The 15,496-nt window shown below is 59.5% G+C and carries 13 protein-coding genes; 7 read left to right on the forward strand and 6 right to left on the reverse strand.

Annotated elements, in window-relative coordinates:
- Positions 1 to 27 precede the first annotated feature (27 nt).
- Positions 28 to 1,815, reverse strand: a complete 1,788-nt coding sequence (locus N018_RS23905) for a KinB sensor domain-containing domain (protein ID WP_025390913.1) — start codon at positions 1,813 to 1,815, stop codon at positions 28 to 30.
- 10 nt (positions 1,816 to 1,825) lie between these two features.
- Positions 1,826 to 3,172 (reverse strand): sigma-54-dependent response regulator transcription factor AlgB, encoded by a 1,347-nt coding sequence (gene algB / locus N018_RS23910; RefSeq protein ID WP_007248187.1) that lies wholly within the window; start codon positions 3,170 to 3,172, stop codon positions 1,826 to 1,828.
- A 196-nt stretch (positions 3,173 to 3,368) separates the two neighbouring features.
- On the opposite strand from algB, the gene N018_RS23915 reads away from it, so the two are divergent.
- From N018_RS23915 to N018_RS23930, 4 genes are all read left to right on the forward strand, one after another.
- Positions 3,369 to 4,208 carry a BON domain-containing protein gene (locus N018_RS23915; RefSeq protein WP_024645113.1) on the forward strand — a complete coding sequence of 280 codons (840 nt, stop codon included), beginning with the start codon at positions 3,369 to 3,371 and terminating at the stop codon, positions 4,206 to 4,208.
- A 226-nt stretch (positions 4,209 to 4,434) separates the two neighbouring features.
- Entirely contained in the window at positions 4,435 to 4,722 is a 288-nt protein-coding gene (locus tag N018_RS23920) for a hypothetical protein (protein ID WP_024645112.1), read from the forward strand.
- 64 nt (positions 4,723 to 4,786) lie between these two features.
- The gene (locus N018_RS23925) at positions 4,787 to 4,951 is read left to right on the forward strand and encodes a DUF1328 domain-containing protein (protein WP_003380232.1); all 165 of its coding nucleotides are present in this window, start codon (positions 4,787 to 4,789) and stop codon (positions 4,949 to 4,951) included.
- Between the two features lie 2 nt (positions 4,952 to 4,953).
- Positions 4,954 to 5,421, forward strand: coding sequence for an inhibitor of vertebrate lysozyme family protein (locus N018_RS23930; RefSeq protein ID WP_024645111.1), 468 nt, complete (start codon positions 4,954 to 4,956; stop codon positions 5,419 to 5,421).
- A gap of 250 nt (positions 5,422 to 5,671) precedes the next feature.
- On the opposite strand, the gene N018_RS23935 is transcribed toward N018_RS23930, so the two are convergent.
- Together N018_RS23935 and ompR are read right to left on the reverse strand one after the other, a co-directional pair.
- A complete protein-coding gene (locus N018_RS23935; RefSeq protein WP_024645110.1) occupies positions 5,672 to 6,982 on the reverse strand; it encodes an ATP-binding protein in 1,311 nt (436 codons plus the stop codon).
- Between the two features lie 162 nt (positions 6,983 to 7,144).
- Positions 7,145 to 7,885, reverse strand: a complete 741-nt coding sequence (ompR, locus tag N018_RS23940; protein WP_005887962.1) for an osmolarity response regulator transcription factor OmpR — start codon at positions 7,883 to 7,885, stop codon at positions 7,145 to 7,147.
- 299 nt (positions 7,886 to 8,184) lie between these two features.
- On the opposite strand from ompR, the gene N018_RS23945 reads away from it, so the two are divergent.
- The 3 genes from N018_RS23945 (at position 8,185) to gshA (ending at position 12,725) form a co-directional block, all read left to right on the forward strand.
- On the forward strand, positions 8,185 to 10,506 hold the full coding sequence (locus tag N018_RS23945) for a Tex family protein (protein WP_025390914.1): 2,322 nt from the start codon (positions 8,185 to 8,187) through the stop codon (positions 10,504 to 10,506).
- Positions 10,506 to 10,889, forward strand: a complete 384-nt coding sequence (locus N018_RS23950; RefSeq protein ID WP_024645108.1) for a PaaI family thioesterase — start codon at positions 10,506 to 10,508, stop codon at positions 10,887 to 10,889. Before N018_RS23945 ends, N018_RS23950 begins: the two co-directional genes overlap by 1 nt.
- 243 nt (positions 10,890 to 11,132) lie before the next feature.
- On the forward strand, positions 11,133 to 12,725 hold the full coding sequence (gshA, locus tag N018_RS23955; RefSeq protein WP_025390915.1) for a glutamate--cysteine ligase: 1,593 nt from the start codon (positions 11,133 to 11,135) through the stop codon (positions 12,723 to 12,725).
- Between the two features lie 165 nt (positions 12,726 to 12,890).
- Here the strand turns inward: gshA and argA are convergent, their stop codons facing one another.
- Positions 12,891 to 14,189 carry an amino-acid N-acetyltransferase gene (gene argA, locus N018_RS23960; RefSeq protein WP_025390916.1) on the reverse strand — a complete coding sequence of 433 codons (1,299 nt, stop codon included), beginning with the start codon at positions 14,187 to 14,189 and terminating at the stop codon, positions 12,891 to 12,893.
- A gap of 126 nt (positions 14,190 to 14,315) precedes the next feature.
- Entirely contained in the window at positions 14,316 to 15,464 is a 1,149-nt protein-coding gene (gene argE, locus N018_RS23965) for an acetylornithine deacetylase (RefSeq protein ID WP_024645105.1), read from the reverse strand.
- Positions 15,465 to 15,496 lie beyond the last annotated feature (32 nt).

Below are 15,496 nucleotides of genomic sequence, written 5' to 3' on the forward strand. Positions count from 1 at the left end.
TCTGATGAGGGCTTGGCAATCAAGCCCTCAAAGCGGCAACGCCATATAAAACTGCGTGCCCTGCCCCGGCCTTGAGTAAACGCCCATACGCCCGCCGTGCAACTGGACAATCTCCTTGCACAGCGCCAGCCCGAGCCCGGCGCCGCCTTTTTTGCGACCGACCTGCACGAAAGGCTCGAAGATGCGCCCTTGCTGGCCGTAGGCGATACCCTCGCCGTTATCCTCGACACTGATAATCGCGCGCTCGCCGTGACGCCGCGCCTGCAAGCGGATCAGTCCCTTCGGCGGTGTATGACGCAAGGCGTTGTCCAGCAGGTTGTCGAGTACCCGCTCGAGTTGCGACTGGTCGGCGTGCAGACGCGGCATGGGCTCCGGCACATCCAGCATCAACACAATGTCCTGTTCCAGAGCTTGATCTTCGAATCGGGCCTTGGCCTCTTCCAGCAGAGTCTCGATAGAGCACGGGGCCAGTTTGAGTTTTTGCAGGCCGTTCTGGTAACGAGAGAAATTCAGCAGGTCATTGATGAGCTGCATCAAGCGCTGCATCTCTTCGGTGACGGTATTCAGCAGATCGGCTTCGCGGGACTCCGGCGCGAAATGCAGCCGCTCCTGCAACAGGCCGAACGCCATGTGCATACCGGTGACCGGCGTGCGCAGCTCGTGTGAGGCGCGCAGTACGAACTCACTGCGCACACGTTCGAACGCTCGCTGCTCGGTAACGTCATGCAGCACCATGACCGCACCCAGAATATGCCCCTTGGTATGGCTAACCGGCGTCATGCTGTAGGTCAGCAAGCGAGACTCGCCCTCTATTTCGATGGCCAGATCTTCCGGCGCACGCTCCAGGGTCCCGCCGCGCAGCACCAGGTGCAGTTGCTCATCCAGCTCGGGACGTCCCAGCGCTTCACCCAGACTCTGGCCCAGACGGCTCTCGTCCCAACCGAGTTGCCGCTGCGCCACAGGATTCATGTGCTCCAGATGCCCTTGCCGGTCAATCATCAACAGGCCGTCGTCGATACTATCGAGAACCGCTTGCAGACGCTGCTGCCCGGCCAGCAGCTCGTCAACGTTGGTCGCCTGATGCTGGCGCAGGGCCTCGGCCATGATGCCGAAGCGCCGGGTCAGCAAATTCATCTCGGCAGCCGAGGAAATAGGCAGCATTACCTCGTAATCACCCTCGCCTATTCGGTCGGCCGCCTTGGCCAGCGCCTCGATCGGTGCGCCGAAACGTCGGGCAATACCGTGCGCGGTCACAAAGCCGATGCACAGCACCGCCAACCCGACGAGCCCAAGCAGGCCAGCGATCCACAGCGCACGATCCCGAGAATTGATCTCGGCATTGCTAATGTTTTCGAGGGCAGTGCGATGCACACTCAACAGCCCGTTACGCAGAGTGTCGAAGCTCTCGCTCAACTGCGGCGTGCCGCGTATGCCCCGCGGGTCATTACCATAAAGCTTCCAAGCCTTCATGAAGCCCTGGTAATCACCCTTGGTCTTCTCGAAACCGCTGCGCACTTCCTGCTGGGTGTCCTGCATCGAGCCCTGTTCCAGCAGCTCTTCAAACTGACGCTGGATTTTTTCCAGTTCAGGCTCATCACGCTGGGCGCCTGTCATCAGTACCAATTGATCGCCGAGGTTCTGGCGCAGCTTCAAACCCAGATCCAGAATGGCAAAGTTGTGCTGAATCAGCGACTCCTGAGTCCGGGCCATCTGCATGACACTGACGAGCCCCAGCAGCAGGCCGAGCAAAGCGACCGTGATCAGGGCCGAAATACTCAGAAAAAGGCGGGTGCGCAACTTCATGGCCAGTTTCATTTGAGGTCATTCACAGGTTGTACTGTTTACGTTTGCGGTAAAGAGTAGAAGCGTCGATACCCAGTGTTTTCGCGGCCTGATCAAGTGTTTCACTGGTAGCGAGCACCGCGCCGATGTGGGCTTTTTCCAGCTCGTCCAGACTCAACGCTGCACCTACACGCGGCGCGTTGTTCACCGGTTGCTCCGCCATGCCCAGGTGGCTGACCTCCACACGCTCTTGCGGGCAAATGATGCTCGCGCGCTCGATAACGTTACGCAGTTCGCGGATATTGCCGGGCCAACGGTAGTTGAGCAGCGCCGCACGCGCTTCGTCGCTGAAACCGCGCGCTGGACGGGCATAGTCCTTGACGAAACGCGCCAGAAAACGATCCGCCAGGGTCAGAATGTCTTCGCTGCGCTCACGCAGGGCCGGCAGATGCAGGGTGATGACGTTCAGACGGTACAGCAAATCCTCGCGGAAACGCCCACTGCGCACCATGTCCTCCAGATTGAGGTTGGTTGCCGCCAGAATGCGAACATCGGCACGGCGGGTGACCGGGTCACCAACGCGCTCGTACTCCTTGTCCTGAATGAAGCGCAGCAGCTTGGGCTGCAACGTTAACGGGAAATCGCCGATCTCGTCGAGGAACAGCGTGCCGCCATCCGCCTGATTGACCCGGCCCAGCGTGCTTTCACTGGCGCCGGTAAACGCTCCGCGGCTGTGACCGAACAGTTCGCTTTCCATCAATTCGGCGGTGAGCGACGGGCAGTTGATCGTGACGCAGGACTTCTTGGCGCGCTTGCTCCAGCCGTGAATCGCGCGGGCCAGCTCACCTTTACCTGTACCGGACTCACCCAGAATGAGGATGTTGGCATCGGTCACCGCAACCTGACGGGCGGTTTCCAGAATGGCCATCATCGATGGACTGTGGGAATCCAGACCGTCCTTGGGTTTACGCACCTCGCCTTCCAGCGCTTCCAGACGCGCCGAAAGCTGTCGCACTTCCAGTTGCTTGGCGGTAGCCAGGCGCAGTTGATCAGGGCTGCACGGTTTTACCAGATAGTCGGCTGCGCCAGCCTGAATGGCATCGACGGCGGTGTCGACGGCCGAATGCGCGGTCACGATGACCACGCGCATCCACGGCGCCTGAATGCGCATCTGCGCCAGCACATCAAGGCCATTGTCCTCACCCAGACGCAGGTCCAGGAAGCACAGATCAAACACCTGACGCTGCATAAGCGTGTCGGCCTGCGCTGCGCTGTTGGCAGTGGCGACACTGTAGCCTTCGTCTTCCAAGCAGTACCGGAAGGTGCGGAGGATGGCGGACTCGTCGTCCACAAGGAGAATACGGCCCTGATTCTCAGTGGCTGCTTCCATTTTTCCTACGCTCCTTAATGAATTGTCTCAGTTAGTCTCGGAATCATCGGGCAAGTTGCATGGTCAATTCTGATTGATTCTGCGGCATTCGTGGTAGCTATCTGTTCGTTTAATGCCGAATAGCCCGATTAGCCCGTGTTTATGCCGCTTAAACCGTCTGCCCGGAGACGAAATTCACTCCAAAAGGAACGCCCACATGTTTTCAATGAAAAAGATCGCTCTGATCACTGCCGCCGCCGCAATGCTTGGCAGCGGCCCCGTGCTCGCCCAGCCTGACCTGCCCACTCAACTCGCCGAAGCGCGGCAGGAAGGGTCGATCTGGACTGCCTTCGCACTGAACAAGCATCTGAGCCCTTTCAAGATCGATGTGGATGTCGAGCAAGGCACAGCCATCCTGAAGGGTAAGGTCGAAAGTGAAGTCGATCGCGAACTGGCGGAGCGCATTGCGCTGGACGTCAAAGGCATTGAAAAAGTCGATAACCAGTTACAGGTCGATGCCTCGGTCGCCAGCGACGCCGGCACTCGAACCGACATGGCTCAACGCTTCGACGACGCCACGCTGGTCGCAACGGTGAAATCCAAACTGCTGTGGAGCAGTGTCACCGAAGGTTTGAATATCGATGTCGACAGCAAGGACGGCGTCATCACCCTCAAGGGCCGTGCGCAAAGCCCTGAAGCCAAGGAGCTTGCGGGAAGCCTTGCCAGCAATACCGATGGCGTGGTCAGCGTCAACAACCTGATCAGCCTGAGCGCAGCCGACTCCATAGCCTCCAAGGCTCAGCCGCAGTCGCTGACACCCACTGAAGAGATGAGTGACGCATGGATCACCAGCAAGGTGAAGGCGAGCCTGATCTACAGCCGGACTCTGGACGGTTTGAATATCAAGGTGGATACCAAGGCGGGAGTGGTCAGCCTGAACGGCGTGGTCGCCAACTTTGCCGAGAAGGAACTGGCGGTTGAAATTGCGAAAAACATCCGCGGTGTCAAAGGCGTAAACGGCGATGCTCTGAAGGTCATGGCACGTAGCGCAGGCTGAACCTGACGGCATTCAGCGCATGAGGCCTCGTGCAGAACGCACGATTACAAATGTGTAATCGTGCAGCTTGCTGGTAGGACCCGCCTGTAAAACTTTATAACCTGTTGATTTTATTGGCTTTAATATCGTGTAAAAACTTGGCATGCAGTCTGCAATATCTCCTGCAACGAGGTCGGTATATGGCGACCCACAAGATCGTACGACTACGGGTCAGGGGAGTTTGCAGATGAACATCCAGCGAGTTGCACAATTGCGTATTTCTCCCCTGCACATCCAGCAAGGTCTTTTCCTGCTGCTGGCCCTGTTGGTCACCCTGATCGCCATTCAACAATACCAGCGCTGGGATCAAACCAGCCAGGCAGCTCAAGCCAGTCAGCAATTCTTTCACAGCAGCAATGTTTCTTACCGCAGCGTTAGCTCGCCAGTGGTCAAAGAAGCATCGTCGAGCCTTCGCCCTGTCGATGGCATCGTCTCTGTGGATGAAGCCGCGCCGCAGCAAAAATGGGTTTTCTGACCCGACTAGAAAAAAAGCAGCACCCTTAGATCATTAAATAAAACGGCATTAAAGGAGTATCACCATGTTGAGTTGGGCTATCACGTTTCTGATCATCGCCATCATCGCTGCAGTACTGGGCTTTGGCGGTATCGCTGGTACGGCTACTGGTATCGCCAAGATCCTGTTCGTCGTCTTCCTGGTGATGTTCGTTGTGTCGTTCTTCTTCGGTCGTCGCGGTCGAGGCTAAAGATGCACACGTCATTTCGCACACTGGCCGCCGCCCTGCTGTTGGGCGGCAGTGCCATGGCCACGGCTGCCAACGATGGGCAGTCCAGGGTCAATGAGCTTCTGAGTTCGTCCCCTGAGTACCGCACTACCTGGACGAAAGTCGTCAAGAAGGAAGAGCGGTTGCCGGATTGGGTTCTCAACCTGTCCGGTGCCTCCGAGCAGCAAATGACGGCGGTCACCGAGGACGGTGACAAGTATCTGGTGGGACCGCTTTGCGAAACCGCCGATACGTGCAAGAGCAAGCGTCTGATCGTGGCTGTCAGCCTCGACAAGGAAGACGCCTACGCCATGCTGGTTGAAGTGCCTGCAGGTCTTCCCGCAGATAAGTCACCTACCCGTCACGCGACTTACCGCTATCTGGGTGAGCCTGACGAGGGCATGAAGGGTCTGCTGCAAGAGCAATTGCGCAAAGACCCGAACTGGTATTGATCCAGCAGGGAAGGTGTCGGCTCTGCGAGCCGCTACCTTCCTGATCTGTGCAGCCTGAGGAAGGTTTGCACATGACCATGGGGCCGGGATGCGTTGACCGATAAGATCGGCGTGACCTAGGGGTACAGGGAGTACCTCCGTAAAGGGCCGGGTCAGGCAAGTTGCCGTGCAAGGCCATGAGTGTTTTCCGACCTGTCGGAATCTCTTACTGGCTGATGCACGGCGCTTTATATTCTGGTCAAACCCGCCTTCAAGTCGCATCCCTCGGCAGCATCAGCCCTAACGGCAGACGTACCCGCGCCTCAAGCCCACCCCCTGATCTGTTTCTCAGCTCGACATTGCCACCGTGCATCGCAGCAATGCGCTTGACGATGGCCAGCCCAAGCCCGGTGCCCTTGCCGCTGCGAGCCCGGTCGCCGCGGATGAACGGGTTGAAGATCGTGTCCAGCTCCGAAGGGTCGATACCTGCCCCTCGGTCCAGCACGCTGAGCACGACGTAAGGCGCGTTTCTGTCGCCCGACACGTAAGCCGCCACTTCGATGCCGTTGCCCGCATGATGCCGCGCGTTGCCTATCAGATTGGTCAACAAGCGCTTCATCGATACTCTACGCAGCGGGAAAGGCGGAATCGGCTCGAGACACAATCGGATGCTGTCTTCATCATTGTTGAACGGTGCAACGACATCGCGCACCAGATCGCCCAGATCGACTTCCTCAATCTCTTCGTCGCGACCATCGCGTATGAACGCCAGGAACTGATCAAGAATAGCGTCCATGTCCTCGATGTCGCGCACCATGCCTTCGGAAAACTCGTTGTCGTTCATCAGTTCCAGCGACAGACGCAAACGAGTCAATGGCGTTCGCAGATCATGCGAGACCCCCGCCAGCATCAGCTCGCGCTCCTGCCCGGCCTGCTCGACATCCTCGGCCATCTGATTGAAGGCTCGATAGACCTCGGTCATCTCGCTGGGCGTATCACTGACCGGCAAACGCACGCTGCGCCCCTGACCCAGTTGCCGAGCGGCGAAGACCAGGCGTTTGAGTGGCTGATTCAGCTGACGGACGAAAATCCAGGCGGACGCGGTAGACAGCAAACCAATCGCCAGGAACCAGCCCAGCACGCTCCAGATCTTCTGACCGCGCAAGGGGTGCGGATAAAGCGGTACTTTCAGCCAGCCATCCCCAAGGCTGGGCGCTCGCACCCACAGCGCGGGCGGCGCATGCACGCGCAGACGAACCTCGGTGTCGGCGCCCAGCTCGGCCTGCATCTGGCGCTGATAAATCTCGCTGTATGGCCAGTGCTGCTCCCCTTCCGGCACGCCACCGCCCACGACACGAATCAGACCGGCCGCCTCGGCAATCGCGTCGCGATCGTTTTCATCGGCTGCCCAGTAAGCGCGCAGGGTGAGCGCGACGCCATGGCTGTACTGCCTGTCGACCAGCACGTCTTCGTTCATCAGCAGGTAGACCAGGGTCAGGGCCTTGGAAAACAGCACGACGATAAGCACCAGCCAGAGCGTGCGGGAGAAAAAGCTTTGCGGAAACCAGAGCGGAGTCTTCATAACAGCAGCCATACACTTTGCAAGGCGAGCCAGGCTCGCAGGTTTGCCGAACGCGGGCGAGACCCGATGGACGAACGCAAAAAACCAGAACGTCGATAACCTGTTGGAAGGTTATCGACGTAACTGGCAGGAATGACGGATTTCAGTGCTGACAACGCGTTGTCAGCGATTTCCGGCGCCATCTGGAACGAATACATAACCCACACCCCAGACAGTCTGGATGTAACGGGGCTTGGACGGGTCCGGCTCGATCAGACGACGCAGACGGGAAATCTGCACGTCGATGGAGCGCTCCAGAGCATCCCACTCCCGGCCACGGGCCAGATTCATCAGTTTGTCTCGGGTCAACGGCTCGCGAGCGTGCATCACCAGCGCCTTGAGCACCGCAAACTCGCCTGTGGTGAGCATGTGGACTTCTTCGCCACGTTTAAGCTCGCGGGTCGCCAGGGACAACACGTAATCGCCGAAGCTCACCGACTCGTCTTCACTGCCGGGCGCACCGGGTACAGGCGCAGCCTGACGACGCAATACAGCCTTGACCCGAGCCATCAACTCGTCCGGGTTGAACGGTTTGGCCAGGTAGTCGTCGGCACCCAGTTCGAGCCCCTTGATACGGCTCAGCTCATCGCCCTTGGCGGTCAGCATGATGATGGGCACCTGATTGTTCGCGGCACGCAGCCGGCGGCAAGCGGAAAGACCGTCTTCCCCCGGCAGCATCAAGTCCAGCACCACAAGGTTGAACACCTCACGGGCCAGCAATCGGTCCATTTGCTCCACGTTCGCCACAGCGCGGGCACGGTAGCCCTTGCTGGTGAAAAAACGTTCAAGGAGACTGCTTAACCCCGGATCATCATCGACAATCAGGATTTTTTCGCCTTCAGCATTTTGTGCGGTGCTGCTCATCGGATGCTCCTCTGATCTCGGGGCGCATTATGGCTTAGCTGCGGTGATGCGCACCGTGTGCATTGTTAGCAGATTTTACTGGGGGCGACACTTGCGCATGCATTTGCGCTGAAAAAAGACCACGTTTGTCGGCCAATCCCCTAATCCTTCTTCGCCGGGTATAATGCGCCGCCCTCAAAGTCAGGCAACGCCGGACTTGCAGCAGTCCGCCAGCATTGAAGATAAACACTGCCGGACGAACGTCAGGCAAGGCAATTCGTATACAGCCCAGTTTTTTGCTCACAACTCCAGGTGGTCTTATGGACAGCATCAACAGCCGCATCGCCGAAGAACTCGGTGTACGCCCACAACAGGTCGCCGCGGCCGTAGCACTACTGGATGAAGGCTCGACCGTGCCCTTCATTTCCCGTTATCGCAAGGAAGTGACCGGCAGCCTTGATGACACGCAACTGCGCCATCTGGAAGAACGCCTGCGCTATCTGCGCGAACTGGACGACCGGCGCGTCAGCATCCTTGCCAGCATCGAAGAGCAAGGCAAGCTGACCCCGGAACTCGCTCGCGATATCAAGCTGGCCGACACCAAGACCCGTCTTGAAGACTTGTACCTTCCTTATAAGCAGAAACGCCGCACCAAGGGTCAGATCGCCCTTGAGGCAGGCCTCGGCGAGCTGGCCGACGGCCTGTTCAACGACCCGGGCCTGAACCCGGAAACCGAAGCGGCACGCTTTGTCGACGCCGAAAAAGGCGTGGCCGACGTGAAAGCCGCGCTGGAAGGTGCCAAGTACATTCTGATGGAGCGCTTCGCCGAAGACGCTGCCCTGCTCGACAAGCTGCGCAGCTTCCTCAAGCAGGAAGCGGTGATCAGCGCACGCGTGGTGCCGGGCAAGGAAGAAGAAGGCGCCAAGTTCCGCGACTATTTCGAACACGACGAGCCGCTCAAGAGCATGCCATCGCACCGCGCCCTGGCGATTTTCCGCGGCCGCAATGAAGGCTTTCTCAGCAGCGCGCTGAAAGTCGGCGAAGAACTGCCGGGCGCCATGCACCCATGCGAGCTGATGATTGGCGAACGCTTCGGTATCCAGAACCAAAGCCGCCCGGCTGACAAGTGGCTGGCCGAAGTGGTGCGCTGGACCTGGAAGGTCAAGCTGTACAGCCATCTGGAAACCGATCTGCTGGGTGAACTGCGTGAAGGCGCGGAAACCGAAGCGATCAACGTGTTTGCCCACAACCTGCACGACCTGCTGCTCGCTGCCCCGGCCGGCCAGCGCGCCACGCTGGGCCTCGACCCTGGCCTGCGTACTGGCTGCAAGGTCGCCGTAGTGGATGCCACCGGCAAGCTGCTCGACTACGCCACGGTCTATCCGCATGTGCCGAAGAATCAGTGGGACCAGACCATCGCCGTGCTGGCGGCCCTGTGTGCCAAGCATGCGGTCGACCTGATCGCCATCGGCAACGGTACTGCCAGCCGTGAAACCGACAAACTGGCCGCAGATCTGATCAAAAAATACCCGGGCCTGAAAATGACCAAAGTCATGGTGTCCGAAGCCGGTGCATCGGTTTACTCGGCGTCGGAGCTGGCTGCCAAGGAGTTTCCAGAGCTGGACGTGTCGATCCGTGGCGCGGTATCGATTGCCCGTCGCTTACAGGATCCGCTGGCCGAGCTGGTGAAAATCGATCCGAAATCCATTGGTGTCGGTCAGTACCAGCATGACGTTTCGCAATTGAAACTGGCTCGCGGTCTGGACGCTGTGGTTGAAGACTGTGTGAACGCCGTGGGCGTGGACGTGAATACCGCTTCGGTTGCCCTGCTGGCACGGATTTCCGGCCTCAACACCACGCTGGCGCAGAACATCGTGGCGCATCGTGATGAAAACGGTGCGTTCAAGACCCGCGCTTCACTGAAGAAAGTCAGCCGTCTGGGCGAAAAAACCTTCGAGCAGGCCGCAGGCTTTCTGCGCGTCATGAATGGCGACAACCCGCTGGACTCCTCGGCTGTTCACCCGGAAGCCTACCCGCTGGTGCAGCGGATTGCGGCTGAAACCGACCGCGATATCCGCTCGCTGATCGGCGACGCCAGCTTTCTCAAGCGTCTGGACCCTAAGAAATTCACCGACGAGACCTTTGGTCTGCCGACCGTGACCGACATTCTGCAAGAACTGGAAAAACCGGGGCGTGACCCGCGTCCGGAGTTCAAGACCGCCGAGTTCCAGGACGGCGTCGAAGACCTGAAGGATCTGCAACTGGGCATGATCCTCGAAGGCGTCGTCACCAACGTCACCAACTTCGGTGCGTTCGTCGACATCGGCGTGCACCAGGACGGTCTGGTGCACATCTCGGCGCTGTCCGAGAAGTTCATCAAGGACCCGCGTGAAGCGGTCAAGGCCGGTGACGTGGTGAAAGTGAAGGTCATGGAAGTCGACATCCCACGCAAACGCGTCGGCCTGTCGATGCGCATGAGCGACACGCCTGGCGAGAAAATCGACGGTGCTCGCGGCGCACGCCCAGGCTCTTCGCAGCGCCAGCAGAGCAGCGCACCGCGCAAGGAAACCAGCGCACCCGCCCCGGCCAACAACGCCATGGCTTCGCTGTTTGCCAACGCCAAACAACTGAAGAAGCGCTGATGGACATCCCGGAAGATCTGACCCACAGCGCCTATTTCAAGATGCTTGGCTGCGAGCTGCGGCGTCTGGACGAAGGCGTGGCCGAGGTCGCATTGCCGCTGGAAGCGCACCTGCGCAATCGCGGCAACGTGATGCACGGCGGGGCAATCTTCAGCCTGGTCGATATCGCCATGGGGCTGGCCTGTTCCAGCTCCCACGGTTTCGACCAGCGCAGCGTGACCATCGAGTGCAAGATCAACTACGTGCGTGGGGTGTCCGAGGGCGAGGTTGTGTGCATCGCCAAGGTGCTGCATGCGGGCCGCAGAACGCTGGTCGTCGAGGCGGAAGTCGTCCAGGGCGACAAGCTCGTTGCAAAAGCCCAGGGCACATTTGCAGTTCTCTAAACGTCTATAAAGGCTGATAAACGCAATCGCTTTGAACAGAACCTAGCCCTATCGACATCATTTGAGTTAATTTCGGCACCATTAGCGTGGTGCCGAGTCCATTTGGGAGGTACGACGAAGAGCAGCGATTGTGAACGGGCGTTACAGATCCAACCAGGCGACCACGCCAGTTCCTTTCTTCACCCTTGTAGACCGTCAAGTCCACCCCCATATCGGGGCGACCGATGCGTGAAGGATTACACCTTGAGCGAACTTTTAAACCGCCGTCTTGCCCTGCTCGGCGAGCGCAACAACCTCTCTTTGCTGGAGCAATGCCTGCACGGTATAGAGCGAGAGTGTCTGCGCGTCACTGCAACGGCAGAACTGGCCTGCACGCCTCATCCACAAGCTCTGGGTGCCGCACTGACCAACGGCCAGGTCACCACCGATTATTCCGAATCGCTGCTGGAGTTCATTACGCCAGCGCTGAAGAACCCGGCCGAAACCCTCGACAGCCTCGACAAGATCCATCGCTTCGCCTACAGCAAGCTGGACAACGAGTTGCTGTGGAGCCCGTCGATGCCCTGCCCGCTGCCCGACGAAGAGCACATCCCGATCGCGTATTACGGCACGTCGAACATCGGCAAGCTCAAGTACGTGTATCGCAAGGGTCTGGCACTGCGTTACGGCAAGACCATGCAATGTATTGCCGGTATTCACTACAATTTCTCGCTGCCGGAAGACGCCTGGGCGTTGCTCAAGGGGACCGAAGACTTTGCTGGCGACGCGCGTGAGTACCAGTCGCACTCCTATATTGCGCTGATCCGTAATTTCCGCCGTTACAGCTGGCTGCTGATGTACCTGTTCGGCGCTTCACCGGCTCTGGACGCGGGTTTTCTGCGCGGCCGCGAGCATCAACTGGAGCAACATTTCGACGCCGACACGTTGTATCTGCCCTACGCCACCAGCCTGCGCATGAGCGATCTGGGTTATCAGAGCGATGCCCAGGCCGACCTGACGCCGTGCTACAACGATCTGGTCAGTTACACCGACAGCCTGCGCAAAGCCGTGGCCACGCCTTATCAGCCTTACGTCGACGTCGGCACTCATGACCGGAACGGCGAATGGATTCAGCTCAACACCAATGTGTTGCAGATTGAAAACGAGTACTACTCCAATATCCGCCCGAAGCGCGTGACCTATAGCGGCGAACGCCCTATTCAGGCGCTGGTGGCGCGTGGCGTGCAGTACGTTGAAGTACGCTGCCTGGACATCAACCCGTTCCTGCCTACCGGTATCAGCCTGGAGCAGTCGCGCTTCATCGACGCGTTTGTACTGTATTGCGCGCTTGAAGAAAGCCCGCAACTGGCTGGCCACGAATGCTCGAATGCCAGTTCGAACTTCCTGGCCGTGGTCAAGGAAGGCCGCCGTCCGGGCCTGAACCTGATGCGCGATAACAGCCCGGTCGAGCTCAAGGCCTGGGCCACTGAGCTGCTTGAGAAAATCACCCCGATTGCCAGGCTGCTCGATCAGGCGCAGGGCATCGACGAGCACATCAAGTCGATTGCCGTGCAACAAGCCAAGATCGACGACACAGCCCTGACACCGTCAGCTCAGGTCCTGGCGAGCATGAAAGCGCATAACGAGGGCTTTACCGCGTTCTCCCTGCGCCAGAGCCAGGTCCACGCCGAATACTTCCGCACCCACCCGCTGAGCGCCGAAGAACAGGCACACTTCGAAGCCCTGGCCAAAACCTCCATCGAGGAACAGGCCGAGCTGGAAGCAACGGAAGAAGTGGTGGATTTCGACACGTTTGTCGGGTCGTATCAGGCCAGTATTCTGTCGATCAGTAACTGATCAGGATGTGACGCAGAGCGTCACGAACTGCATTCCCACGCTGAGTGAGGAACGATCGGTGTATGAGCCGGGGCGCGAGGAACTATAGGTGGTCTGGAGAACACCTATCGTTCCACCGCTCCGCGTGGGCACGCCTTTCTGGACGCTCCGCGTCGGCGCTTGAGCTTAAATCGCCTTTTCGAAGATCTTCGAATTTCTCTGGAAGTTGTACAACGACGCACGCGCACTCGGCAGGCGGTCGACGCTGCTCGGCTCGAAACCGCGCTCGCGGAACCAGTGAGCGGTGCGAGTGGTGAGGACGAACAGGGTTTTGAGACCCAGCGCGCGGGCACGGCTTTCGATGCGCTCCAGCAACTCGTCACCACGACCGCCGTGACGGTACTCGGGGTTGACCGCCAGACACGCCAGCTCGCCCGCCTCTGAATCGGCAATCGGATACAGCGCCGCACAGGCAATGATCAAGCCTTCCCGCTCAACCACGCTGAACTGGGTAATCTCGCGCTCCAGCACTTCGCGGGAGCGGCGTACCAGGATGCCCTGCTCTTCCAGCGGTGTGATCAGGTCCATCAAACCACCGACGTCCTCGATAGCCGCTTCACGGACCAGTTCGAACTGCTCCTGCGCCACCAGCGTACCGCCACCGTCGCGGGTAAACAGCTCGGTCAGCAGCGCGCCGTTCTCGGCATAGCTGACGATATGGCTGCGCGCCACGCCACCGCGACAGGCTTCGGCTGCCGCATCCAGCAATTCCGCCTGATAGTTGCCACCCAGACGCTGCAAGTGCGCAGGCACCTGCTGTGGACGCAGCTCGCGCACCAGCCGGCCCTGCTCGTCCAGCAACCCGGTTTCAGCGCCGAACAGCAGCAATTTATCGGCGGCCAGATCAATGGCCGCACGGGTAGCGACGTCTTCGCAGGCCAGATTGAAAATCTCGCCGGTCGGCGAATAGCCCAGCGGCGACAGCAGCACGATATGACGCTCATCCAGCAGGCGGTTGATGCCCTTGCGGTCGACCCGACGGACTTCGCCGGTGTGCTGATAATCGACGCCTTCCAGTACGCCGATAGGCCGTGCAGTGACCACGTTGCCACTGGTCACCCGCAGGCGTGAGCCCTGCATTGGCGAAGCGGCCATGTCCATCGACAGGCGCGCTTCAATAGAGATGCGCAACTGGCCGACGGCATCGATCACGCATTCCAGGGTTTCGGTGTCGGTGATCCGCAGGTCACGGTGGTAACGCGGGGTAATCCCGCGCTGGGCCAGACGGCTTTCGATCTGTGGGCGCGAGCCGTGTACCAGCACCAGGCGCACGCCCAGGCTGTGCAGCAACACCAGATCGTGGACGATATTGCCGAAATTGGGATGCTCTACGCCATCGCCGGGCAGCATGACGACGAAGGTGCAATCGCGGTGGGCATTGATGTAAGGGGACGCGTGGCGAAGCCAGTTGACGTATTCGGGCATGACAACAAGAGCCTGTAGATAAAATGGACGAAAAGAAAAAGCACGCACAACGGTGTGGTGGTTATCGTCGGAACAGGCTTGGCAACACGCGCAGTCTCCTTTTGTTCAACCTATGTGGAACCTGACTCACTGAGGCGTCAGGCAATAATGTTCGATCAGCTGGCGTAACAGACGCACTGTAGGGTCCAGACGTGACATTTCGAGGTATTCCCCCGGCTGATGCGCGCAGGCAATATCACCCGGGCCGAGCACCAGTGTTTCACAACCAAGGCGCTGAAGATAAGGCGCTTCGGTGCCGAACGCTACTGCGGCGGCGGTATGACCGGTCAGTCGTTCAGCTACACGGACCAGCTCTGCATCGGCCACCTGTTCGAACGGCGCGCACTCGGGAAACAGTGGAGCGTAGTCGATCTGCACCTGATGCAACTCGGCGAGCGGTTGCAGCTTTTGCCGGATGGCGGCACGCAGCACGTCCGGATCCATACCCGGCAGCGGGCGCAGGTCGAACTCCAGCGAGCACTGGCCGCAGATGCGGTTCGGATTGTCGCCGCCATGAATGCAGCCCAGGTTGAGGGTCGGTTGCGGCACGCTGAATTGCGGGTTGCGGTATTCGGCCTGCCACTCTTTGCGCAGGCCCTTGAGCTCGCTGATCGCGTCGTGCATGGCTTCCAGAGCGCTGTGCCCGAGGCTGGGATCTGACGAGTGGCCGCTGCGCCCGAGAATATGGATGCGCTCCATCATCACGCCCTTGTGCATGCGGATCGGCTTGAGCCCGGTCGGCTCGCCGATCACCGCCGCACGGCCCAGCGGGCGGCCAGCCTCTGCCAGCGCACGGGCGCCGGCCATCGAACTTTCTTCATCGCAGGTCGCAAGGATCAGCAGCGGCTGCTTGAACGGCTGGTCGAGCAGACCGCGCACCGCCTCGATGACCAGTGCAAAGAAGCCCTTCATGTCGCAGCTGCCCAGCCCGACCCAGCGGCCATCGACTTCGGTCAGTTTCAGCGGGTCGGTTTTCCACAGCGCTTCGTCGAACGGCACGGTATCGCTGTGCCCCGCCAGCACCAAGCCGCCGGGGCCGGTGCCGAAAGTCGCCAGCAGGTTGAACTTGCCGGGCGAAACCTGCTGAATGTCGCAGGCAAAACCCAGATCGCCAAGCCACCCGGCCAGCAGGTCGATGACAGGCCGATTGGTCTGGTCCAGAGAAGGCTGAGTACAGCTCACCGATGGCGCAGCGATCAAGGCTGCAAACTGGTCTTTCATGGACGGCAACGGCATGGACGTTTCCTGTAATCAAGACAAAACAGGGC

Origin of the sequence: Pseudomonas syringae CC1557, assembly GCF_000452705.1 — a bacterium.
GTDB lineage: Bacteria > Pseudomonadota > Gammaproteobacteria > Pseudomonadales > Pseudomonadaceae > Aquipseudomonas > Aquipseudomonas syringae_F.